The following is a 23,188-nucleotide window of genomic DNA, read 5'->3' on the forward strand; positions in this document are numbered from 1 at the left end:
GTGACGTTAACGGTTTTTTCTTTTGTCAACAAAAGAGACTGAATATCGGCAATAGGAAAATAATAGGGTTTAAAGGTAAAACTTGTTTTCCCTTTTGAAGGCGCAAAAATATGCGTTTCGCTAGGAACAACGCTTGTCGAAAAATCTTGCATCTCTTCATGGCGCAAGGCGGCAAGGCGTTTACGTTTAAAGCCATTGATATTGGCTTCTCCTTCTTGAATACTAAACACTTGGCAACCGTTATTGGCTCCCAATGCACTCACACGGCAGCCACTCACGATATAATGTCCATGGGCACGGTCGTACGTCGCAATGGCTTGCATGGCAGGTTCAAGCAATGAGGGTGATTTTTGATCAATCAGAACACCATCTTGCAAGATATAAACGGGAAAGAAAGTGCCATTCTGCTCATCCTCTTTTAGTGCCCAAACAAGCTGTGCTGTTTCGCGTGCGGCACCAGGCTCTCCTTCTGCCAATGTGCCAGGGACTTGCCCCAATAGCTCTGGATCATCCTCATGGGTTATCCATTTTTTTTGCAGCTTCACACCAATTTCCAAGCGCCCAATCATGGCAACATTGTTGAGTACAGCGGGTGCAACGGGGAAAATATCGCCTGCGATATAAATCTTGCCATCCGTTAAAGTGACGGTCCTTGTCTCTTTGTTGACAAAAGCATCAGCCCGTTCAACGCGGTCTCCTTCTTTTGCAACAAGGCGCCCCAAGCGGTCATGCCGCCCCCTGATGATGGTTTGAACCTCATTCAATTCACCACTTTGAATAAAGGGACGCGTGCCATAAAAGACCACGCTTTGTTGTTCCTCTTTGCCGCGAGATCTGTCAATTGCAAAGGGTAAACCACTTTCATGCTTCATATTAAAACCTCAATAAAATCTTGAATTGTTCGCGAACATCGGCACGCAAAGGAATATTGATGGGTGTTTTGAGTATCTCTACACCACCATTCAGTTCATTGACGTCACACCAAAGCTTTCCAAGGGGGACATCTTGTTTGGGAATGCCGTGAACGAGAATAGAAACAAATGCTGCTTGTTTCCCATCAACATCGTGAAAGTCTGTGCGTGCTGCCAGAAAAAGCGCCGTGCCCATCGAGGAGGGCTGGAACCTGACGCCACAATGGCTGTACACACCATCCAAAGCTTGTTCGACAGGCGCTACAGCATAGCATCTGCGATACCCAATCACGCTATTTTGGCTGTCTCTTAACACGAGATAAAGCGTGCGACCATGAAACCATTCTGCCATAAGCATATCGCGTTCATGTTTTTTGACCGAACACCACGGAAAATTTGCCAAATCCCAAGGGTAATCAATTTGGTTCCAGCTTAACTCCTCGTCAAAGTCATCTATCCAATTGCCAATAAGCCTGCCTTCTTCTTTTGTGAGGGTATGATTGATTTCTGTTGTGCGTCCAAAGGAAAACAAAGTGTCCCCAGCTGTTAAGCGAACACCGCTTTCATACTCCAACATGCTATCATCGAGGCGTGACATATTGCCTTCCATGGCTTGCACATTATAACCATAGGTCCCACGGCGAAAATCAGAGCGCAAACTTTTGGAAAGGTCGGTGATTGCTTCAATAGCTTCAAGGCTTTTGCGTTCAGGCAACTGATCAAAATCAAGTTGAAAGGAATTCCACCATGCTCGCCCCGTCCAGGCGGGTTGAAAGCGTGCCGAAATCCCTAGCCATTCAAGCCCCATCTCTATTGCCGCAAGGGAGCCGCGAATATTTTGCCATGCAAGACCCTGATCAATTAAATCATAAAGGTTAGAGAAATAAGGGTTTAATTCTTGTAAGCCATATTCGTCTATTAAAAAGGGCAACCAAGAAGGCGGACGCGTGATAAATTTCGCGCGAGGTATTTCTTCGAGTGCCATTTTAACGTGAGGGTCAAGAGCCATTGCTTCTGCAAAACAACGTTCAAACAAGCTCGAATTTGGGGGCAAAAGTGAGGAAAGCATCAATAAGCACGCCCCCGTTCAGACAAGACAATATCCCCTAGTGCGACGGCTTCATCCGGTGCGACCAAAATATCCTCACAAGGTTGCGTTATGTTCACATGGTGAACGCCCTCAACCATCAAGCGGCTTAGTATCCAACTTAAAGACAAATCACGCCCAAGCCTCCATGCACGCGCCCATTCTGCTCTTAAATTCTGCTCCGCTCTTTCCAAAACAAAGGAGCCTTCATCCGGTAACAACCAAAAATCAGCAGAAACATTGATCATCCGCTGTACCGCGCTTTTCACAAGGATGTGGTCATTGGTCATTTTAACATGGGGGGCATCAAGGGCTGCTTGCACCTTTGCAATTAAAGCCTCATCTGCCACCCCTGATGGGCTATCACTAAAAAGAGCCACATGAATAATCGGGCTTTTACCCTCACGATAAACAAAAGCATCTTTGACATGGATATCGCTTGAGAGGGCAAAATATTGATAACGTGGCGCTGTGCCCCCTGTGGAATGTCCTTGTCTATTCAAGCGAATGCGGCGGCGAAACCGCTCATCATCTTCATCCAAAAGGCGCGTGACCCCATGAAAATCCCCCAAATGATCTAAACTTGTTCCACGCGCAAATGTGAGTAAATTATCCCGCGCCACTTCATTAATTCGCTGGCGCAATAGAAACTCTTCATAAGCCGCCGCTTGCAATTGAATGACCACGGGATCATAAGCCGTCTTTTCCACATTATAAGGAATATGATGCGCTGCAAAAAGCTCAGTCAAACGCGTGATCTTTTGCTCTAAAATTGCTTCAACAGAAAGCTCTTCAATAATTTGTGGCAGAGGGAGTTGTGGAGGGGGAATCTGTGAAAAGGATAAAGGTTCAAACTCAGTCATCACCAACCTCTAAATTGATGCTCATTGGCTCTTTGTGTGACCAATCCCCCAAATGCCCATTGGGATAAAAAACACCCGTTAAAACAAAATGGAATGTGCCTTCACGCGTTGCTTTTGTCAGATCAATCCTCTGCAACGAGAACCCAGGCTCTCCACACTCTGGATCATCGAGTGCTTCAACAATTGCTTGATAAAGCTGCATCATCGTCGCAGGATCAGCATTGGCATCTTGGAATGCTCCAACATCACATCCATAATGACGACGCAAAACCCGTGTCCCAATTCTTGTCGTCAGACATTTACGAAGTGACTGTTGGCAATGTGCCCAACCATACAAGAGAGAGCCATCCTTTTCGCTCATCCCGCACCGCATGCTTTAAGCCCCTTTGCTTGTCTTTGTGGTAGAAACAGTTGGGGGCGCAGAAACAACAGGGGCTGGTTTTTCAGCGATCTGACCAAGCAGCAACGGATATTTAGCCGCTTCCTCACTTAAACAAATTTCCTCACCCTTGCCTGGTGAACGCTTGCCTGCAACAAAATCGGCATTGGTTAAAATAACATAAGTGTTCTCACGCATGATAAAACTCCTTTAAAGAGGGGAAGAGGTTGTGGAGGGACCCATTTTGACCCCACCGTGTTTGTGGCTTGCGCCAACAGATTTTTGATTATGCTGTAAATCTTCTGCTTGAATGTGCACACTGCCCGTTAATTCAACACGGGTTGCTTGATGAGAAAGCACCAAACCTTTTTCACTCAAATGAATTTGATTTTCCCCATGGGAGAGAATAAGTTCATCTTTTGTCATCCGCAAAGCGCCACCGGCATAACACAGAGCAAGTTCTTGGAAAGAGCGTGCGGGATTAGGCGCATCCTCACTATAGCTATCGCGCACCACCAGAGAGGCAGAACCAATTTCGCCATGGGGGTTCAACAACCGCACCGAATCACCAACATTGAAAGGCATATTGCTGGAAACAGCCCCCGCCGCTTCTTGCGCTTGCAACCAAGGCGATAAAACCGCTTGTCCATTAGAACCCTGTTCGCAAAGTTTCACCCGCACCCTATGACCATCAACTTGCACAACCCGCCCGATCATGTGCTGGTTGGCAAGACAGCGTTCAAGGGCATCAAGACGCTTCATGATTTGTCGAAAGGTATCACTTAAGAGATGTGCATCATTCATGCCCCCACCTCATTGTCCCATGAAATCAAACCACTTTTGAGTTGTCCTTCATCACAAAAAATATCCTGTCCCAACTGATGCAAATCTTGGTGCCATTCCACCACGCTTATCGATACACCACGCTGCTTAATCGCCGCAGAGATAATCGGTTCAATTTGCACCTCACGCGGGGCACTCAAATGCGTTAGTCCCCACAATTGCCCGCTATGACAAAGCACCGCAATGGCTTCTGCTAAAAGCCAACTGGAAACATCACGCTCTTTACCTGTGGTAATAATAAAAGCCCCTAAATGAAGATCAGCACTCATCTGTCCACTTGCTACAGGATTCAAACGGCTTTCTAACACCGCAACCCGTATTGCTGGAGCCACCAGCATTTGTGTTTCAAGTTCTTCTAAGTTAAAACGTCCAAATTGACAGCCGCAATCACGCACATCCGGTAAAGCCCTTTTAAGGCTCCGTATCACCGCCTCACGAAACTGATTAATGCGCCCAGCATTTTTAATCGTTTGACTCATGCAAAGACCCTTTCCAGCCAGTCTTCTGTCGCTTTGACAATTTCCACTTTATTGTGCTCTGAAAGCCCCAAATAAGGGCGTGCGGGCATGGTCACTTGATGCACACAAACAAAGCGGTGTGCATTGCCGCTTTTAAGAAAAAAGCGCAGTGTCTTGCCATTTTTCGGGCGAATAACCCCACCCAATTGATGAATCCGCGCATAAACCAACCCAGAGCCCACAATCACCTGTTCTGGTGAAGCTTTCATATCAATGGAGCGTGAAAGCGCCCCACTGGCATAAAGAATGGAGGTGCGAGCATGATTGTTTTTCCACTTCTCTCCTTGAGCAGAATTTTTTTCGCTTTGAATCCGCCGCCTTGTGCTTTCTTGGATGAGACGCCCAACCCCTTGTGCCAAAGTCCCCATCGAGCTATCAGCGCCCTTTTGCAAAAAGGATAAAGCCGCTTCAAGCCCTGTCTCTTTAATCTCAATATGGGTTGCAACAGACATGTTACCTTCCCATCAAACGCGGCTTGGCATGAAAAAAAGCCCCATCACGCACGGGACCATCTTCGCTCATAATTTTAGGTTCATCTATGCCTAAACCCGCTTTGCCTTCGGCAATACGTTTCAGCAAATCAACCGCCTGTTTGTAACGATCTTCAATAGTCGTGGTCAGTGCCGTATGGCGTATGGCTAAATTATAAACAGCAATATTGACACAGATCATACCCAGAGCCGCTGGCTGTCCAGCAATGGGGATTGAGTAGCGATGAGACAAATGCACATCAATCTCACCACTTGCCTGTTCGAGCGCGCGGGCAATGGCTTGCTCTGAAAAAACTGGATCAGAGTTCTCATCCATCCCACACAAATCATCCAAGAAGTCATCACCCCAGAGCTCTTCAATCAATGTTTTGCTTGCATAAGCCATGTTTAAAAGTTTCCCTTAGACAACTTCTTGCAACAAAACACCGGCATCTTTTGCGGCAACCAATTCACACACACGTTCCCCCACACGCACCCGTTTGCCGCCTGATAAGCCGATATCTGGATCTTGGATCACTCCAGACAAACGTTCGCCCAACTGGGCGCTAAAACCCCAACTGATCACCGAACCATCTGCCTGTTGTTTGGTAGGGTCAATATAAAGCAGTGCAATCTTATTGCCCCACACGCGTGCCAATTGTGCCGAACGCCCTTTACGTGCCAAATTCACTTGCGATTCACCAATGAGTAAACGATCGGGGTGTATTTCCATCAGATCAGCAAATTGCGCCTTGGTGACAAAACCATCAGCAGTGCCACCCCCTTTAACAGCTTTGATGATTTTGGGATGACGTTTGAGTTTTGACCAAACAACTTTGCCCATAACAATGGTGTTGGGCGTATAGACGAGACTTTTATCCATGGCCTCATCTAAAACAGCATAAGGATCAGATTTCTCATAATCGCTAAATTTATTCTCACCTTTAAGTGTTATCACCCGCTCTGGTGCATAATTTTCACTTCTTTGCACAAGCGCTGCAACACGCACTTCACGCCCCAATTCTAGCAAATTGGCAAGTCCCTCTACAGCTGTCTTTTCGGGGTTATAACGAGAGCGCTTTTCTGCTCGTGCGCGTGCCGCTGCTTCAATATCTGAATTGGGGATAAGATCATCAAGTCCGTAATCTTTGACACTGGCTTCCCGTTCAAAGGCAGAAAATTCCACCACATTCGGGCGCCCTTTCCGCCCTATCTCAAGCTCAGGCACGGTAAAATTTTCCGCTAAGGGAAATTCACTATATTTAAACACCTCACTTAAAACACAAACGCGTGGCAAAACTCTATCGCCAATAAGAGAACCTGCTGGATTGCGATAACCAATAGCAATAGCGGTGAGTGTTGGATCAATGGGAAAAGGTCTGTTCATCATATGCCTCGATTAATTAATTTTAAAAGAAATAACATCACCAGCAGAACCATCACTCATGGCAATACCAATGGTGCGATCTGCGGCTTCCGCTTTAATGGCGTGTCCTTTGGGGTCAGAGGTCAAAAAATCACCAAAGGAAACATTGCCTCCACAAACCACTTCGCCCCAACCACATTGGCCAACATCAATCATCTCACCAGCCTTTGCACTCAATGACCCAGCAGTCCCTAATAATTTATCACCCTTACCAGAAGCCGTTGCCACCATTCCGTCACCGCGCGCTGCAACAATGCAATAAGGTGAAATCACATCTATGGCGCGAAAAGATTTAATTAAAATCATCGTACTCATGATTGGCGCTCCTTTTGTTCGCAAATATAATCAACTGCTTGGCTAATGGTGATGTCGAAACCTTTTTGCTTCTGCTCTTCCTTATAATGGCGTGCCGCAACAGCAACCTCTTCTGGCGCAAGCTTTGGTTCTTGCGCTAAAGCACACACTTCTAAAGGGCTTGTTGAGGCAAGCGCCGGCAACTTCTCGACCAAACTTTTAAAATGCTCCATCCCCCCTTCAAGGCTACAGAGCGCACGATATTCCTCGCGAGCAGCCGGCAAAATCTTGCCCTCTTCAATGGTCTTGTCTAAAAGACTCTCAATGGCACTGTTTTTTTGCTCTTCTTGCAAAAGCGCTAAATCTTCTCGCGCTTTTGTTAATTGGGCATTTAATTCCACGCGTTCCTTTTCGCGCGCTTTAAGCGTTGCTAAAACCTCATCCGCTTTAGCATCTTCTGCCAGCGATAGTGCACTGGCAATGGCTGTAAAATCCATCATTTTCTCCGTCAAAGTTATAGGGGAAGGCTGTTCACGGCTTAAAGCCGTCATGACAAGGGCTGGACGGTTCACCAAACCAGCACCTGCTAAATTTAAAATTTCACCTTTCTTGGAATGGCGAAACTCAGGTGAAAGATAGCGATATTCTTGGGAAACAATCTTTTTAGCGGCCATATCGGTCCATTTAACACGCCCCCAAATCGCACCATCCCGCTCTGCTAATTCTTCAATCCAGCCACTGGCAGGTGCTTCTAAACCATTTCTCGCACGGTGATGTTGCCCATGCTCATAATCAATCACAAGCGGTCCTTTATTGGCTGCAAAGGCTTTTAAAATAGTTTGCGGGTTATAATGCCATTGTCGTCCATCACGTGCCTTTACATGGGGCGCTTTGGGCAAAAGCTCTACCCATTCAGGCGCTTGGCTAACGGTGGCGTCTTCACATGAAATGTCTTGGCATAAAACGTCTGGACAGAGATCTATTAACGCAGCATGAAATGTTTCTGCATCCCCATCTTTTTGATCTTCGTGAAATTCCTGTTCCATACATTGCCTATTGCTTTACAATTGTCATTGGCAATACAATGCATGAAACTTACTCCCACCATAAGTCTGACACTGTCAGTCAAAAGAGCATTTCTCAAAAAAGCACTCTTTTCCCTATTCTTCTCCTTGTGAGAGAAACCCCCGTGCCAAACCATCCCATAAAATCGTTTTCAAAGGCACTTCAAAGACGATAGAGCGCCGTTGTGAAGTTAGAGGTACAATTTATCGCCTTATACAAAAAAAGCCTCTCTCAAGCCGTTTTTTTTAAAAATTGCTTTTTGGCTTAAAAACATTATATCATTGGAGGTAAGGCGTGAGCCAGTTTTGCCAGGACGGTTTTACCGGATCTGCGAGGAGTTGACCGCCCTCCACGCCTTCTCATTTTTCTCGACACCAGTTCCTTCTCACAAACACCAACAGAGCTTTACGGTGTTTTCTTTACAACAACCGTTCATCCTTCTTTTCCCTTTTAAAGAAAACACCCCCAAACACTCTTATAAAATTGTTTTCAAAGACACTGGCGACAGAGCACCATTTTTTTAAAGATTGCTTTTAAACTTTTAAACTGTTACATTATCCGCGAGGCGTGAGCCAGTTATACCAGGACGGTTTTACCGGATCTGCGAGGAGTTGACCGCCCTCCACGCCTTCTCATTTTCCTCGCCTCTTTTCCATTAAGAACAAAAGACTTTCTTCCTGTTGTTTTCTTTACAACAACCTCTCGCCCTTTTTTTCAGCCGCATCCAATAAGCGTCCAATTTCTCTAGAGCTTTTTTTATGCATGGAGGTCAACCACCATTCTTGTTTGCTTGCCACGAATTTAACTGCTAAGCGCCACCATACCCCATCATTTTCACCCAAAAACACAACGCTCGGTACACCTTTTCGCCTGATAATGCCATGGGGGCGGATGAGCGTTTGAATGGCGCCCCGAAAATCATCCAAGCGAAGATCACGCGCTTGATGCTCTAACAAAATATGTTTCACACTGTCTGCGGATAAGCGAATAAGAGAATTTTCCGCTGCAAAAACATCACGCACCTTTTGGATCATTGGGGCAATGGGAATAAATCCACGCGGCATATGTCCTTCAAACATGGCTTCCAAAAGTGGTGAACCCACAATATCTTCAATGGCAATGCGTTTGTCATTGTCCCCCATCACAGAGACTTTATCACTCAAAAAATTGCTTAAGTTTTGCGCGCGATGTTTCCCAGGGTTCAAATGCCAACCAGGATCAATCCCCTTTGGTATCTTCTCAATTTTCCCCGTTCGCTTATTGTGCCAAACCTGCTTTTCAACATGAAGTGGCTCTGCCCCCTCTTCATAGCCTAAATCTTCTGCTTCATAACGGCTTACCTGTCGCACACTACATTTACACCGCCAGCCATTGGGTGGATAAAGCCAATCCCAAACCGGATCATCAACGGGTGCGGTAAACCCCACCCAACTTTCATGTTCTAAACGCTTATGTTCTGAACTCGACAAAGCATAGGTGAGATAGGGCAAAAATTCTTTATTATTTTGTGTGCGCTCCCACTCGCCTGCTGCATGCGCACTCATGGTATTGGCCCAATAGACCGTTTCTAAACGCCGTGGGCTGCCCAATTGCACCACGCTCTTTTCACCAGTTTTGGGGTCAATGCTGGTCTTTTTACCCCACCAACCCTTTTCCTGTAAAATCGGCATCAAATTTTTTTGAAAATCTTGAAAAGGAACTTGATGCTTTATGGCTTCTCCAACCGCTCGCTTAAAATCCTCCAAAATATCATAGCCTAGCGATTTTGCCACCGTAAAGGAAAAAGCATGTTCTTCTGGTGCTATATCACGCCAATCAAAGCTTGGAACAAGTGCCTTGGCTTCAAAATAACGGGTGACCTCTTTAGGGGCGGTTTTAAAAAGTTCCTCATCCATGATACCCAAGCCCACGTGCAATCATTTGTACTTTTGCCAAGCGCGCTGCTAATGCGTGATGATCCATCTCACCTAGCAATTCATCTAAGCCTTTAAGGATATCCTCATAACTTTTTGCTTCTCTCACAAGCTTTTTAAAAGGCTCTAAAAGGGGTTCTAAGTCCTCTTCCCAGTCGCTTAAAGCTTCTTGTGAAAGTCGGTCCAATTCGTCGTGATGTTTTCCACCCTGCTCTTTTGCACCCTTGTCCTCTCTTGTCACAGAAACATCAAAAACACCTCCACAATCAGCACAAACATGAGCCTTTTCTCCCCTCTCATCATCAAGCGCATTATCAGGAGCCTTTAAAACATCCTCTTCCTTTTTTGGTTGCGAAAAACCAATCTTATTGCGCACTTCTTGCGCCCCAACACGCAAACCCAAGGGCACAAGTTTTTCCAGTGCATCACTAATCGCTTTAATATCTTCATTTTCCGAAATCGGCCAATAGACAAGGGGGGCGCGCTCTTGGCGTCCAAAATTAATCTCAACAAAAGGCACAATCAAATCACGATTAGCCGTTAAAGCTAATTGGCGTGCATCAGCTCTGGCAATATCATGGCGCACATTTTCATGAATGCGCGCTTGCGAAAAGGACGAACCATCATCCGTCGTCATGGTTTGCCCCAACACACCTTTAGAAATTTGTCGATCTAAATATTCCGCCTTAGAAGCAAACACCGCATTGCCACTGCCCCCTGCCGCTTCAATAAATTCAATCTCCATCTCTTTGGGAATAATCGCTGCCGCATCACTGGATAAATCACGCACTGCTTGAATGAGAACCCGTCGCTCCTCATGAGAAGAGCTTGCCCCATATTTACCCACACGCAAAGGCATGCCATAAACTTCTAAAAATGCCATCCAATCTTTCAGTGTATAAGATTTAAACAAAAAAGCCCAAGCTGCAAGCCGCGCAAGCCCAGAACGAATAGGCAAACCGCTTTTTAACTTGGGTCTGTGAATAGAAAATTTATAAGCAGGCAATTCACTTCCATTAAAAGACCCCTCTTCTTTTAAACGCAAATGAAAACCATCCCGCCGATCCAATTGAAAAAACCGCTGGTCACGCCATTTCCAAGCAACCGGCCACCATTCCTTGGCACTCTTGTCCCACAAGGTTTCTACAACCGCATAACCTTTCCCCAAAGCATCCAATAAATCCGTCACATAATCATCAACAAAGGTAGGCGCACTAATCACTTCCCGCACCGCATCTGCTATCTTTTTGTCCTGTGCACTATTGCTTGCGGCAATCACTCCAGGCTCCACCCCTGTGAGAGCATTTTTACGCATGCCAAGCACAGCACGATAATGCAAATCACGCTCTTCCATATCATCGGCAAGTTGGAAAAACTGCTCTGGATGACCCTCTGCTGCCTGTTGTAAAATATCAGCAAGTTGCGCAGGGGTCAGACCACTGACAATGGTTTGTGACCACACATCACGAACACCGCCAATGGTAGGCGCCGCCACCTCATGCTCTAGCCCTTTGATATTAAGCGCCCTGCCCCACTGATCTACAAGTTTTACCATCTCATCATCCCATCAATAAATTTTTGATCGCATTGTTGAAAAAAAAGGCGTTGAAAAGAGCGAGCTTTCATCAAAACGATAAGCCTCTCTCACAGGTGTATAATCATAAATTTCAGGAGTTTGGCGGCTGGCAAAATAAGCCAAAGCGCAAGCAATCGCGCTATCACCATGACGCATAAAACCATCACTGCCTTTAAAACGATGATTGTCTGGAATTTTCACAATGCCATTGACATAAGCAAGCGCTTGATGATCGGCAACAATGTCACTATCGCGCGGCAAAACAATCGTCCCATCCCCAAAAGCTTCTAAATAAGCCGGCATTTCCTTGCCATACCAACTTTGTGACAAGGGCACTTCCTTCACACAAGCCCCATAACGCTGCGCCGCTTTTTCGGCTAAATAAGCCCCATTGCCCCGCGCATCTAACGCGCCGCCCATCAAACGCGGCAAACCATTCACCCCATAAAATAAAATCTCTCTTTGTTGATCAAACGGCGTATTGCGCAATTCCACCATAAACCGTACACGGCGCACCAAATCTTGTCCCACCTCCATCACCACAATCGATGTCGCATCGCCACTCCGCGCAAAATCAACACCAAAAACATGTTGGCGCCGCCGGTCAAGCCCAGCATGAAGAGGTTTTATATGCTTCTCACACCAAGCAAAAGCAGCAACACTTCGTTGATGTTCCGATTGATTTTTAAAATCATCCACACAAGCAAAACGCAACAATGCAATGTCAGGCGCGCAACAATTTTCAATCTGCAAACGTGTTAAAGCCGCCCCTTCTTGATCGGCTGGTATGGCATCTAATTCTTGGCGCATCGCAGCCAAACGCACCCCATAAGAGGCACGAATTTGCTCTTCCCATTGTTGCTCAGATGCTAAACTCCACACCTCCCCCTTCATGGCACAAACCCGTTTAAACAAGCCATTTTTAACAGCAACACCAAAGGGGTAACAATGCACCGAAAAAGGCACTTTGCCTGCTCGTGCTTCACGGATCAATTCATTGAAAGGATTGAGCACACCATTATGGGTGGAGATCACACGGATCTTGCCTCCCCAAATGAGCAAAGCATTGACAGCATCCAAAACAGCGCGCACATCTTGATGAAACGCCGCCTCGTCAATCACCACAATGCCCTGTAGTCCGCGAATATTTTCAGGGCGGCTAGAAAGCGCCTCAATCCGAAACCCCGAAGCAAAACGCACCCGATAAGCAGAGATATATTTCGTTGAACCATCCGCCCTTTGATCAGAGAATAAAAATTCCTCAACATCCCCACTATGGCTCGTAATTGCCGAAGCAAAATGGCTCACATAGCCAATAAATTCCCGCCCCTTGTCTTTGGTGTCACCAATATAAAAAACATTATCGCCCCCTGCCTTAACGGTTGCCGCTGCAATCAGTGTATCATCCAAAGCTTCTGCAAAAGTAATGCCGGTCCGCCGCCCCTTTTCCACCAATTTTAATGGGGACTTATCTTCAATCCATGCCCGTTGATGCGCCATCAAAACGCCTTCCGCTAAAGGATCACTCTCTTTGGGAAAAGTACTTCTCTGCCAAATATCAAAACCACTTTGATGATCAAAGACATGACTTTTTGAAAAGGGCTGTTCAGCCATGTTTTACCCCCAACACCTGCGCACGAATAGCTCGCGCTGTTTCTTCTGAGAGCCCCGCCGCCGCTGCTGCTGCGTCAACCGCTTTGCTTGCTTTGCTGGTAAAATCTTTTTCCAACTTTTGCCGTCTGGTGGTCGACAAATGTTCAGCCGCCAACACGCCTTTAAGCGCATTGGCCAATTCTTGTGCTGCCTTTGGCGAAAGGTTTTTCCCACTGCTCAACGTGGAAAAAATCAACTCCTTAATCGCTGCCGCCGTCAAAAGAGTGATATTATCAGAAGCTTTAGCATCAAAGCGCTGCGAGAGGCTTGCTGCAATTTCTCTTGTCTGTTCTAGGCGCCGTGACATCACGGCTAGCCGCAAAGAATACCGATTAAAACTGGAAAAGGAGGGTATAGAAAAGCTTAAACCCATTTCTTTTTTTAAAGCCTTCAAAGCTGCTTTAAATTCATCATAAATGGCTTTTTGCGTCTTCTCACGCCCATTTAAAGCCTCAGCAGCAGCAGCAATAATTTGATCACAAGCTTGCGGCAATAAATCAATCGCCGTTAAACGTCCACGCCCGACCTTGCGCATCCTTCACCTCGTCTTTTATTGATGAACGTTTAGGCCGCTTAATCCCCTCAATGGAAAAGCTTCGGTCTAAATGACGCGCTCCCCGTTCTGTTAATGCCGCAAGAAAAACCGAACCCACACATTTTAACGTAACAGCACCTTGATCTTCCATCCATGCCAGTTCATTATGCACAAAATCGCGATCGCGTCTGATGCCATAACTGTATAAAAGCCGCTCAATCATCGCACTCGATAAAGTTTCACTGCGCTCACAAGCAAGCCCTTTTAAAATAATCAACCGCGCTTCTTCACGGATGATTTTATCCATATCTGCTTTCATTTCTTGGCATTCTCCAACAAAAACTCTTGCAAGCGCTCACCAATGGCTGCCACCGGTTGTAATTGTGCAGAAAGCGTGTTGAGACGACCATTCAATTTCTCCATATTCACTTCCAATCTTTGCAGCGCATCACGATCAGGCAAAAAGTCCATCTCTGTTTCTAACTTTTGCACACGCTCTTTAAGCGCCGTGATATCTTTCAGCATTTCCCGCGCACCGGAAGAAAAATAGGCTCTCAAAACCCCACAAATCGCAATAACCGATAACAATAAAGACAACCAGCCATTGGCAACACTGATATCCAAATTCACTTAAAAGTCCCCTCTCTTTTGCCTAAAATCGCCCGCTCCGCAGCTTTTCTACGCTGTTCACAAATCAATAAAGCAGCACGATCACGGCTCCAATAATGCACCACTTCGCGCGCATTCAAAGCACGCTCTGGCAATAAAGCTGGGCGGGCACACGCCATGCGAACAACAGGCGGCAATTCAACCGATAAAAAATGATAAGAAAGGCTACCCACCGGCTTGTGTGTTGAGCAAGCGCACACGCTCAAGCCCAATGCCACCGCCAGTAACCGGCAACTTCCCATTGACTTCCTCCATTTTTGTAAGCTTTTGTTCCAAAGCCGAAATCACCCCTTGCGCTTGATGCTCAGCTTCCAACGCTGCTTGTCTTTGTCGCTCTTGTACAAGCAGTGCACGTGCTGAAGCCTTGGCAATCTCCAACTGCCAATACAAATCACGCGCCTTTTCCGCCTTTAAAATTTGCGCTTTCATAAAGCCAAAAGCCGCCAACATCACACTGACCAAAAAAAGCAGACCAAAAGACAGTTTTGAAAGTGGGCTAAACATTGCTTTTATCTCCCCACCTCGTTATCTCCACCCCATCATAGGAGCTGCTATGCCGCTTATGGGAATGTTTCCTATTAGAAAAATCCAACGAGCCAAAGCCACGATGCACCCCCAGATTGCCAACAATAATCGCCACCATCGAAGGAATAGAAATGCTCGCCATATCAACAATATGCGGAGCCCCCCACAAACCACCAGAAACAAGCAAAAAAATAACCCCCCAAGCAAACCAAAAAGACCACCATAAATAGAGCCTAGAACCACGATAAGAGGGCTTCATGCCTTTACCTCGCCTCCAAGTCCCAAAAGCTTTTTGGCGCGGTTCAAATAAATCAAACGTTGCACAAGTCCATTTCTTCCCCCATTGATCGCCTTGGTAATCCCTAGATAATCATCTTGATCAGCCAGCCTATTCAAGCCTTTCATTTGCCAAAACCAAACAGCAGACCAAAGCGCTGCTGGAAACTTTTCCAGCTCTTGCGGAAATGCCTCACAATCAACCGCTTGTTCATCGACTAGGCGCCAAAACTTCGTAAAACGACGATAATTATTGCGCCCCGTCAACTGGATCAAACCACGCCCCTTAAAGTGCACCCCATCCCCAGGGTTGACATTGCCTAAATCACGCCGCCCCTCATAAGCGCGCCCTGAGGCATATTCACAAACAGTAAAAAAGCCATCACTCTCATGGGCACATTGGCTTAAAAAATGTGCAATACGCAACGGTGTTGTGAGTGCCCCATAAGATAAAGCTTTAGGCAACACGCGTGCCATTTCAACAATAATAAAATCTTGGCGCGCATGATGCGCCAATTTAGGCGCAAGGCGATGAAGAAAAGAAGCATCTATTGAAACCATAACAAACCACTCAATGAATAAAAATTCATTCGCAGTTTATCGGATTTCAAACCCCCAATATAAGCCTGACACTGTCAGTCAAAACTCTCAATACTCATAAAACTCTGAAAATAACGAACCTTGTGGTTCTTGCAAAGAAATTTTCTTCTTCAAGCGATAGGCTGTGCGCACATGCATACCAGAAACAGCAGCGGCAGCATCCACCGACCAGCCTTTTTGCAACGCTTGCACCATTTTTTGCCGCCGTTCAGCATCTCTGCCAAGGGGGATAAGAAGACGCACACCCGAACCATTAAAACAAAAATGGTTGATCAATTGCTGCGCCTCTTCAAACCCAACAATTTCAATCAACCAATCCGCACTCTCAAGACGCCCGGGTATATAAACTTCTCGTCCACCAAAAGCCCGCATCATATTCCATGCTGCTTCACTGCCCGCAACATCAGCTATTTCACGCAATAAGGCAGGAAAATCGCTATAGATTTCCTCTTGCATACATGCTTACCCCTCGCTTTTAACACCTTTACGGATTTTCCGCCCCCAAACATTCATCACTTCTCTAAAGTCGCCCCCACTCATCTCACCCAAAGCTTTACCACTTAACGCCATAACACTTTGATGAAAAGCCCCAAGCTCAAACATAGCATCGGGATTCAAACACTTCCATTGGGCACACAAAATGGAAATGCTTGGTTTCTTCCTCCATGAATCTTCGCGGTTTTTTCCTCTCCAGTCAACCCCACCCTCACGCTGCAACCAACCTTTCAACGCCTCAATGGCTCTGCATGCATCATCGCTATCGCGTAAAAAACGAATATGATCAATCCCTGTCTGTCTTTTCACAAAGGCAAGCAACGCCTTATCTGAACGATCACGAATAATGCCAAGATTCCACCCAGCAATCCAGAGCGCCTGGAGCTTCTTAGCATATTTCCCCTCTAAACGCTTCCCATTCGGCTTAAAACCAAACGCTTTCATTTCAGCGATAACCAAGTGCTTTTCTGAAAAATTCAAATCTTTCGCCGATTGCTTGCCCGTCAAGCGATAGAGCAGTGCGCGATAGGTCTCATCATCAAGACCTAACGCGCGTTTTCCCATATGAAGGACAGCTAAAGACATCTCTCCCCCCTCATGTCTTCGCCAGATCAATGGTCACAGCACGCCAAGCGCTTTCTAATGTATCGCGTTCATAAAAACGCACATATTCCTTAGATGTCGTCACACGGATCGCTTCACGAATGGCACGCATCGCCTCTTTCCAGCGTGGATCATCAATATCCAAACGCAACAGCATAAAGATCTCGCCCCGATTCACCTTGCCTTCTTTATCCGTATTAAAAGCACGCGTAATAATCGCACGGATTTCAGGGCGCGCATCCGCAGACCATTCATTCAAACACTCATCAAGAAGGCTTTTGGCAATTTGCAATTGCGGTCCAAAATCAACACTTTCCTGAACTTGCACCTTAATACGTTGCAAACCATCAAAGCTTGTGTAAGTACAATTGCCCTTTTTGCCACGCCGCTCCACACCATATTCTTGCGCAAGCAAGCTATCAAAATCACTCAAATCCGCAATCGTATGGTTGTTAAAACGTGCAATCCTTGCCGATAATTCTTTCGCAAAACCCATAATTTTGCGCACCGTTTCATCCTCTAACAAATCCGCAGGGCGGATCAAACTTACCGGCACCAAAGCCCCTTTTGCATCCTTCATATAACGCGTACCTTCAAGTTCAATTTGTGGATTCATCACCAACTTCCTCCTGTGTTTTTTGAAAACGACGAAATGGCACAACATCCCCTGAAGAAGGCGCACATCCCGCTTTCAATTGCCAACGACACCGCATAAGCTCATGACTTAAAACGTGGTTATAGCCTGCCAAACGACGCAAATACTCATTCAATTCTCGAACATCTTGTCCATGCATAAAAATGCCATTCACCTCATACTGTAAAAAGGCAGAGCGCAAAGCAATCAAGCTATCTCTTACCATATAAGGGTTACGTTCCATCATTTGCTTCCTCCAAAATCCATATAAATCACACGATTGCTCTTATCTTCATCTCGATCAGAGCTGTCACACTCAGCCAAAACTTCTGCAACTTGGCCTTCCAAAACCGCATCCGCTTCCCCCAAACGGTGAACACTCAACTCCAATTCAAGCAATAACGCCAAATCAACACACAATTTAAGCTTTTCTCCAATATCAAAACCGCATTGATAATCGTCATAAAGACCAACAAGCGTATCGGATAATTCTTTGTCGCATAAAGAGATCATGCCAATTCCTCCACGTCACGGTTTTTCCATGCCGCTTTGACATGTTTCAAAGTCACCTCACACCCATCTCCAAGCGCTGCCATGCGTGCCAACATCATGGTTTTGTCAATTTGCCGCAAAGCTCCAGCCTTTAAGCCTATCCCTGTCAAAAACTTTATCGCACCAACATCTTCAATCCCCCAATCATGAATGCGCGCTGCAATATCCTCACTATAGGGCTTGCGCCGTTTCAGATGCATCGCCAATCGGCTTTTAATTTGCGCATAAGAGGGACCATTTTGACGATGAACCAACCGTCCAGAGATTTCATCATTGCCAACCAAAGCCAACCCCGTACCATTGATATCAACAAAGTGGCGCAACTGATTAATCGCTTCATCCGTTAAATTTTGCGCCTCATCAACAATCAACAACGTACCACTGCCCACGCGCTCTAACTTTTTGCCAATCGCACGCGTTAAGCGGGTGGGATTATATTCCACCACTTCCAATTCTGCTGCCATATCATTCAAAATACCGTGAACACTGCGCGTATGCGGGCTGGCTGTTACCAGATAAACATGCGGGCGGGTAGAGCGATAATGGCGGCAGGTTTCGGTCTTACCACTGCCCGCATCAAGCGTAATCATCACCATATCCCCCGTACTTTGTGCCAGTGTTAAAGTATCAATAATCTCACTGGCAATTCGATTCCTCTGAAAGGCTGGTTTTTCAGGGATCTTCTCCAAAAACCCCGCCGTTTCCTTTAAAACCTCAACCCATTGTTGAACCTTTGCATTTTGCTTCCCCAACTGTCCCGCATAACTGCCCGCATACCATTGCGAAAACGTCCCATCCGGCATGCCTATGCGCCGCGCCACCTCTGCTTTCGACCAATCATTCATTTGCCCCAAAGCTCTCACTGCATCCACAAGCTCATTCCATAAAGCAATGTCATCACTGTTGCGGTTTTGTGCTGTTCCATTGGGCTGGATTTTAGGTCGCGCCCAAGGATTTTTATCGACCGTTGCATTTATCGCGTTTTTCATGTATATTCCCCTCTCGTATTGATTTTAGACTATTGATAAGGGGAAGGGCTCCCACCCGCCCCTTATCTTTTGTCTTTAGAATGAACATTTAAAAGCCGTACGCGATACTAAAACGGCTAACCTTGCAAATCCCCTCTCTTTCTCACACATCGGGGAACTTGCTAACTCCACGCATCTCACCCAATCAGGCAAAGATACCTAGAAACTTCATGTATTGATTAGACTTTTAAAGGATTAAGATTCCTCCCCCCCTTTCTTTGTTAACGCTTCAAACCCCGCACATGGACCTCAACCGGTCCCCTTAAATCCCCCCTCTCTTTTCCTATTTCCTTATTCTATTACTTGGGAAACTTGATCACCTCACGCCCCTCATCAGAGGCGGAAAGCTTTCTCAAAGCTTTATGCAAGTGTTGACTGAATTCTTCCTCCCCCAAAGCCTCATCATCGTCTGCTTTCAAAGCTAAATTCCCCACATTGTTTGGCATCAAGCGGCTCACCTTTGGCTTTATCGGAAGCTTAGATTTGAACGCTTCATCCTTTTTCTCAAGGCGCCCATAAACATCGGCCAAGTGATCAGGTGCAAGCTTTGCTGCCAACTGTTTTTCTGCTTTAACAGCCTTCACATATTCTTTACGCAAACGCCCATTCAAGCGCGCCGCCTGCTGGTCATAAAAACCTACATCACAAAGGCATGGTGCCAGACAAAGCAACCGATTGTTCAAATCATAAACCCGTAAATCTTGATGCAAATTATCCGGATCAAAGCGTACAATCACTTTTTTCCCCGCATGCTCATTCAACGCCCGCGCCCAATAACGATTGCCATAAAAATGAATCTCCCCCGTACCCTTTTGCGCACGCAACGCCTCAGAGGTTAAAAGCCATAAAGCCCGTTGTGCCGCCGTTGCTTGCCGAATAATCGTCCCCTCGGCTTGCAAGCTCTCAGTAAAGGTCTCATCAAAACTGCGCCCCGCACAATTAACCGCCTTACGCCCTGCTTGCGCATTGTGTGCCACAATTTGCGCCCCAACATGGGCTTTAAACGCTTCAAATCCTATCGCGCGCTTGCCATAATCTTCAGGCTTGGCATCCGGTTTATTGCCCGTATAAGCCCCCGCACAAAAGGGATGTTTGGAAATCGCTTCTGCCAGATCACGCCATGCCCGCTCAATCGGTTTAGACTGTCCGCTATAAGGGGTGGTCCATTGCAATTGCACCCCCAAACTCGTCAAAAGCCCTTGCGGATCATCCGGCTTAATCTTAAAACGAAAACGGTTTTGCACACCTCCAGAAATCCACTTGCTGGTAAAGGCACGCCCATTATCCAAGGTCATACGCTCCGGTATGCCATAAGCTTCCACCATGTCCCCAATCACCAAACGAACGATTTCCCAAGTCTCAGCATCCGATAAGCGCCACGATAAAATCTTGCCCGAATAAAGATCTTGTATCGCTATCAGATAAAGCCGCACAGGCTTCTCTGTCCAAGGAACGCTCACAAAAACATCCAGCTTATGCCCGTCCATATTCACAGCTTGCAGTGCATGCAGGCTTGAGCGATCACGCCGTTGGGCTGGATAAAGCTTTTTTGCCTTTTCTTCTCCCTCACGTGCTAAAACCACAACCGCTTTGGAAATTTGCGCCTTAAAACGACGCCGCAAAGCCCGCTCTGAAGGAATGGGCTCAAAACCCCGCTCCTGCGCAACCGAAACCATCCGCCGATAACACGCTGAAAAAGCAGGTTTAGAGGGGCGCAAATAATCCGAACAAAAAACCTCCCACGCCCCCTCATGACACGGCGCAAATTGCGAAACATTCTCCTCACCATAACAAGGCGCTAAAGCTGCCAACCAATCAGGGCGCTCATACCCCTCCACCATCTGCCGCCAATTAAAAAGCGACATCCGGCTCACACCAAATTGCACCGCACTCAAACTTGCCGCATCATGCACACCCATACCGGCATGGAGCAAATCTTCCCAAAAGCAAAGTGCCTTCAAACGCTCTTCACAGCGCCTTTTATGCGCCTTTGAAAGCCCCTCATAACGCACCTAAATACTTGTCTTTTGATCGCTTTTCTCTGTCTTTTCTTCTACACAAACCCCACCTGCCCGCACCAACAACGCCGCCCGCGCCCCCTCCGGCAATAAAGAAATGTGATACTCCCAAACCGGCTTGGTTTTGCCTCCCACTTTCCTCGAAAGTTCAGAGTTTTTTCTCCAATATGCCCGTCCGTGGTTTTCAAGACTTTTATATGTTTTCGGCAACCCTGGCAAAGCTGCCTCAGCCAATTCGGCAATACTAAACCATTCCTTCATGGCTGCCCCCTTTTAATGCGAACCGGCGTTGCACGCATGGCTTTCAATTGCGCTGCAATCTCCCGCTGTTCCTGCTGCAACCGCGCAATCTCTGCTAAACGTGCCTCATCCCCTTGCAACAGCAACAATCCATCTTCACTCACCACCTCATCCCAGAGCCAAAATGCCTCTGTCGCCCGCACAAATGCCTTAAACCGCGGCAGGGAAATATCCACCTGCTTACTTTCCGCAACATACGCATCCAAACTGGCCTTACTTAAACAAGCAATCCCTAAATAATGCGCCATACGCTCCGCAATCACACTGCGCTCATGCCGGCATTCACGCAAAGCCCGCGCCATCGCACGCTTAATGCGCGAGCGAAACCGCCCTAAATCAATCTGCGCAACGGGTTCACGACAAGGAAAAACCGGCTTTTGGAAAAAATCAAGCTGCCCGCAACCATGCCTCTTCATGCCTGCTCCTCCCCTCGTTCTCTTGCAAGATAATCACAAAACCGCGCCTTTGTCTGCGCATCCGCTCTCTGCCAAACACCCAATAACTGAGCAAAAATCCGTTCCTGTTCATTAATTTGCGGCGGCGTATTAACCCCATTGACCAAATCAACAGCCCGCCTCAAATCCCCATCAACCTGTTGGAGCGCAATTGCCACACGCCGTTGCGCAACCGGCTCCATCTTTGCTAATTTTAACAACTGCGCTTGATTATCCGCCAATGCTGTGCCACGCAAAACAGACCGCAACTCCGGCTGTAAATGCTGGGAAATACGATTGAGGAGTTTCACAGACTCCTTCGATAAACCAATGCGATCTGCTACATGTTTGGCAAAGTGCAAACTTTGCATTTTGCCATTCAAGTCACCATCATTTGGCAAAGGGTCAACTTGACCCTTTGCCACTTTGTCTCCTTCACACCCAGTTTCACGATGCTTTGAAGAACCATCATTTGGCAAAGGGTAAACTTTACCCTTTGCCACTTTGTCCCCTTCACACTCAGTTTCATGATGCTCTGAAGAACTATCATTTGGCAAAGGTGCAACTTGCACCTTTGCCACTTTGTCCTTTGTATATTGATTACCATGGTCACCGCCACGTTGAATCTCCCCGTACTTCTTTTCCCACAATTCGCGGTAAGTCTGGACAAAAAGCGCACGGTCAATAACAGACAACTCATTACGAAAGAGGTTTTCTGCCACTTCTAAAAGCGCAGCATTATCCTTATCAGCCTGCACCACAACCGCATCAATGTCACTATAGCCCAAAAGCTCAGCAGCACGAAGCCGGTGTGCACCAGCAATAAGCGTGTAATTACCCTCTTTAGCATTAGGGGTATGGCGCACCGTAATCGGATTCATCAATCCCTCCCGCACTATTGATTGTGCAAGTGCCTTGGCATGCTCATCATCCACAGGGCGTATACGCTCCGGCACCACAATCACATCAAGAGCAAGCTTTTGAAACTGTGCCATCACGCCCCCGCCTTTTCCATTTCTCGTAAGAATAAATCCATCGCACGCCCCGCCCATCTTCGATAAGCTTTCGCAAAAACGGGTTCTTCCAAACGCCGGTTAATCACTTGCAAAGCAAGAAAGATAGCAGTCTGCTTCCGTACTTGCATCGCAACAATACGCCGCCGCGGCACCTCAAATTGATAATGCAAAATATGAATGGCAATTTGCCGCGCTAATATCGCATCAAACAATCCATGCGGTGGGTCAATAATATACCGGATCGGTACATGCCGAAAGCCACCACTCACGGCTTTTAAAGAACAGGAAAGCATCACCTGTAAACGTTCAGCTTCTGAATAAGGATTAAAGATTTCTCTTTTTGCCTCGGGCGTCCATAAATTATAAGCAGCAACCATAACCACCCCCGATAAAGAAAACTTGACCAGCTAATCTTAAAAAACAACCCATCCAATCGGCTGCTCCATGATGCAACTCTATGCAATTTATCTTGCCTATTTCGTACTGATCTTTAGACATTGATAAA

32 protein-coding genes and 1 pseudogene are annotated in these 23,188 nt (G+C 46.6%); all 33 read right to left on the reverse strand.

From position 1 onward, the window contains the following. On the reverse strand, positions 1-872 hold an 872-nt coding region (locus ACFINK_RS07920), incomplete at its 3' end, for a DUF4815 domain-containing protein (protein ID WP_375638666.1). Position 873: 1 nt separating this feature from the next. Further along, positions 874-1,980 (reverse strand): phage tail protein, encoded by a 1,107-nt coding sequence (locus ACFINK_RS07925; RefSeq protein WP_375638667.1) that lies wholly within the window; start codon positions 1,978-1,980, stop codon positions 874-876. After that, positions 1,980-2,861, reverse strand: coding sequence for a baseplate J/gp47 family protein (locus ACFINK_RS07930; protein ID WP_375638668.1), 882 nt, complete (start codon positions 2,859-2,861; stop codon positions 1,980-1,982). The genes ACFINK_RS07925 and ACFINK_RS07930 overlap by 1 nt, the downstream gene beginning before the upstream one ends. Further along, on the reverse strand, positions 2,854-3,234 hold the full coding sequence (locus tag ACFINK_RS07935; RefSeq protein WP_375638670.1) for a GPW/gp25 family protein: 381 nt from the start codon (positions 3,232-3,234) through the stop codon (positions 2,854-2,856). The genes ACFINK_RS07930 and ACFINK_RS07935 overlap by 8 nt, the downstream gene beginning before the upstream one ends. A 3-nt stretch (positions 3,235-3,237) precedes the next feature. Then, entirely contained in the window at positions 3,238-3,438 is a 201-nt protein-coding gene (locus ACFINK_RS07940) for a hypothetical protein (RefSeq protein WP_015856807.1), read from the reverse strand. 12 nt (positions 3,439-3,450) lie between these two features. Further along, positions 3,451-4,044 (reverse strand): baseplate assembly protein, encoded by a 594-nt coding sequence (locus tag ACFINK_RS07945; RefSeq protein ID WP_375633728.1) that lies wholly within the window; start codon positions 4,042-4,044, stop codon positions 3,451-3,453. Further along, positions 4,041-4,562 carry a hypothetical protein gene (locus ACFINK_RS07950; protein WP_375638673.1) on the reverse strand — a complete coding sequence of 174 codons (522 nt, stop codon included), beginning with the start codon at positions 4,560-4,562 and terminating at the stop codon, positions 4,041-4,043. The genes ACFINK_RS07945 and ACFINK_RS07950 overlap by 4 nt, the downstream gene beginning before the upstream one ends. Continuing rightward, a complete protein-coding gene (locus tag ACFINK_RS07955) occupies positions 4,559-5,053 on the reverse strand; it encodes a phage virion morphogenesis family protein (protein ID WP_375638675.1) in 495 nt (164 codons plus the stop codon). The genes ACFINK_RS07950 and ACFINK_RS07955 overlap by 4 nt, the downstream gene beginning before the upstream one ends. A gap of 1 nt (position 5,054) precedes the next feature. Then, the gene (locus ACFINK_RS07960) at positions 5,055-5,477 is read right to left on the reverse strand and encodes a gp436 family protein (RefSeq protein WP_375612327.1); all 423 of its coding nucleotides are present in this window, start codon (positions 5,475-5,477) and stop codon (positions 5,055-5,057) included. Positions 5,478-5,492: 15 nt separating this feature from the next. Next, complete coding sequence (locus tag ACFINK_RS07965) at positions 5,493-6,458, reverse strand: major capsid protein (RefSeq protein ID WP_375633725.1); 966 nt, start codon at positions 6,456-6,458, stop codon at positions 5,493-5,495. 12 nt (positions 6,459-6,470) lie between these two features. Next, a complete protein-coding gene (locus ACFINK_RS07970) occupies positions 6,471-6,812 on the reverse strand; it encodes a hypothetical protein (protein ID WP_375633724.1) in 342 nt (113 codons plus the stop codon). Next, a complete protein-coding gene (locus ACFINK_RS07975; RefSeq protein ID WP_375638677.1) occupies positions 6,809-7,837 on the reverse strand; it encodes a phage protease in 1,029 nt (342 codons plus the stop codon). Before ACFINK_RS07975 ends, ACFINK_RS07970 begins: the two co-directional genes overlap by 4 nt. Before the next feature lie 708 nt (positions 7,838-8,545). Further along, positions 8,546-9,751 (reverse strand): phage head morphogenesis protein, encoded by a 1,206-nt coding sequence (locus ACFINK_RS07980; RefSeq protein WP_375629070.1) that lies wholly within the window; start codon positions 9,749-9,751, stop codon positions 8,546-8,548. Continuing rightward, a complete protein-coding gene (locus tag ACFINK_RS07985) occupies positions 9,744-11,324 on the reverse strand; it encodes a DUF935 domain-containing protein (protein ID WP_375638679.1) in 1,581 nt (526 codons plus the stop codon). The genes ACFINK_RS07980 and ACFINK_RS07985 overlap by 8 nt, the downstream gene beginning before the upstream one ends. Before the next feature lie 12 nt (positions 11,325-11,336). After that, positions 11,337-12,959 carry a hypothetical protein gene (locus ACFINK_RS07990; protein WP_375638680.1) on the reverse strand — a complete coding sequence of 541 codons (1,623 nt, stop codon included), beginning with the start codon at positions 12,957-12,959 and terminating at the stop codon, positions 11,337-11,339. Continuing rightward, positions 12,952-13,533: a phage protein Gp27 family protein gene (locus ACFINK_RS07995; RefSeq protein ID WP_375624034.1), complete on the reverse strand. Its 582-nt coding sequence runs from the start codon at positions 13,531-13,533 to the stop codon at positions 12,952-12,954. Before ACFINK_RS07995 ends, ACFINK_RS07990 begins: the two co-directional genes overlap by 8 nt. Beyond that, on the reverse strand, positions 13,496-13,852 hold the full coding sequence (locus tag ACFINK_RS08000; protein ID WP_375612320.1) for a VpaChn25_0724 family phage protein: 357 nt from the start codon (positions 13,850-13,852) through the stop codon (positions 13,496-13,498). The genes ACFINK_RS07995 and ACFINK_RS08000 overlap by 38 nt, the downstream gene beginning before the upstream one ends. After that, positions 13,849-14,163, reverse strand: a complete 315-nt coding sequence (locus ACFINK_RS08005; protein WP_375607966.1) for a DUF2730 family protein — start codon at positions 14,161-14,163, stop codon at positions 13,849-13,851. The genes ACFINK_RS08000 and ACFINK_RS08005 overlap by 4 nt, the downstream gene beginning before the upstream one ends. Continuing rightward, positions 14,160-14,402: a hypothetical protein gene (locus tag ACFINK_RS08010; RefSeq protein ID WP_375638682.1), complete on the reverse strand. Its 243-nt coding sequence runs from the start codon at positions 14,400-14,402 to the stop codon at positions 14,160-14,162. Before ACFINK_RS08010 ends, ACFINK_RS08005 begins: the two co-directional genes overlap by 4 nt. Next, positions 14,368-14,706 (reverse strand): hypothetical protein, encoded by a 339-nt coding sequence (locus tag ACFINK_RS08015; RefSeq protein ID WP_375633719.1) that lies wholly within the window; start codon positions 14,704-14,706, stop codon positions 14,368-14,370. The genes ACFINK_RS08010 and ACFINK_RS08015 overlap by 35 nt, the downstream gene beginning before the upstream one ends. Further along, positions 14,699-14,986 (reverse strand): hypothetical protein, encoded by a 288-nt coding sequence (locus tag ACFINK_RS08020; RefSeq protein WP_375612317.1) that lies wholly within the window; start codon positions 14,984-14,986, stop codon positions 14,699-14,701. The genes ACFINK_RS08015 and ACFINK_RS08020 overlap by 8 nt, the downstream gene beginning before the upstream one ends. Then, positions 14,983-15,564 carry a glycoside hydrolase family 19 protein gene (locus tag ACFINK_RS08025; protein WP_375613744.1) on the reverse strand — a complete coding sequence of 194 codons (582 nt, stop codon included), beginning with the start codon at positions 15,562-15,564 and terminating at the stop codon, positions 14,983-14,985. Before ACFINK_RS08025 ends, ACFINK_RS08020 begins: the two co-directional genes overlap by 4 nt. An 87-nt stretch (positions 15,565-15,651) precedes the next feature. Continuing rightward, entirely contained in the window at positions 15,652-16,059 is a 408-nt protein-coding gene (locus tag ACFINK_RS08030; RefSeq protein WP_375629092.1) for a helix-turn-helix domain-containing protein, read from the reverse strand. Between the two features lie 6 nt (positions 16,060-16,065). Then, positions 16,066-16,683: a regulatory protein GemA gene (locus tag ACFINK_RS08035; RefSeq protein ID WP_012231822.1), complete on the reverse strand. Its 618-nt coding sequence runs from the start codon at positions 16,681-16,683 to the stop codon at positions 16,066-16,068. Positions 16,684-16,693: 10 nt separating this feature from the next. Further along, complete coding sequence (locus ACFINK_RS08040) at positions 16,694-17,317, reverse strand: DUF3164 family protein (RefSeq protein WP_375613741.1); 624 nt, start codon at positions 17,315-17,317, stop codon at positions 16,694-16,696. Beyond that, positions 17,301-17,579, reverse strand: a complete 279-nt coding sequence (locus ACFINK_RS08045) for a hypothetical protein (protein WP_375624050.1) — start codon at positions 17,577-17,579, stop codon at positions 17,301-17,303. Before ACFINK_RS08045 ends, ACFINK_RS08040 begins: the two co-directional genes overlap by 17 nt. Continuing rightward, complete coding sequence (locus tag ACFINK_RS08050; RefSeq protein WP_012231825.1) at positions 17,579-17,848, reverse strand: hypothetical protein; 270 nt, start codon at positions 17,846-17,848, stop codon at positions 17,579-17,581. Before ACFINK_RS08050 ends, ACFINK_RS08045 begins: the two co-directional genes overlap by 1 nt. Next, on the reverse strand, positions 17,845-18,876 hold the full coding sequence (locus ACFINK_RS08055) for an AAA family ATPase (RefSeq protein ID WP_375613740.1): 1,032 nt from the start codon (positions 18,874-18,876) through the stop codon (positions 17,845-17,847). The genes ACFINK_RS08050 and ACFINK_RS08055 overlap by 4 nt, the downstream gene beginning before the upstream one ends. A gap of 338 nt (positions 18,877-19,214) precedes the next feature. Continuing rightward, positions 19,215-21,194, reverse strand: a pseudogene (locus tag ACFINK_RS08060) (transposase domain-containing protein). Beyond that, positions 21,191-21,649, reverse strand: coding sequence for a hypothetical protein (locus ACFINK_RS08065; RefSeq protein ID WP_375638685.1), 459 nt, complete (start codon positions 21,647-21,649; stop codon positions 21,191-21,193). The pseudogene ACFINK_RS08060 and the gene ACFINK_RS08065 overlap by 4 nt, the downstream one beginning before the upstream one ends. Beyond that, on the reverse strand, positions 21,646-22,662 hold the full coding sequence (locus ACFINK_RS08070; RefSeq protein ID WP_375638687.1) for a ParB/RepB/Spo0J family partition protein: 1,017 nt from the start codon (positions 22,660-22,662) through the stop codon (positions 21,646-21,648). The genes ACFINK_RS08065 and ACFINK_RS08070 overlap by 4 nt, the downstream gene beginning before the upstream one ends. Next, positions 22,662-23,060, reverse strand: a complete 399-nt coding sequence (locus ACFINK_RS08075) for a hypothetical protein (RefSeq protein ID WP_375638689.1) — start codon at positions 23,058-23,060, stop codon at positions 22,662-22,664. Before ACFINK_RS08075 ends, ACFINK_RS08070 begins: the two co-directional genes overlap by 1 nt. Continuing rightward, on the reverse strand, positions 23,044-23,181 hold the full coding sequence (locus tag ACFINK_RS08080; RefSeq protein WP_375638691.1) for a hypothetical protein: 138 nt from the start codon (positions 23,179-23,181) through the stop codon (positions 23,044-23,046). The genes ACFINK_RS08075 and ACFINK_RS08080 overlap by 17 nt, the downstream gene beginning before the upstream one ends. Positions 23,182-23,188: the final 7 nt, after the last annotated feature.

Origin of the sequence: Bartonella sp. AA16NXGY (assembly GCF_042197325.1) — a bacterium.
Classification (GTDB): Bacteria; Pseudomonadota; Alphaproteobacteria; order Rhizobiales; family Rhizobiaceae; genus Bartonella.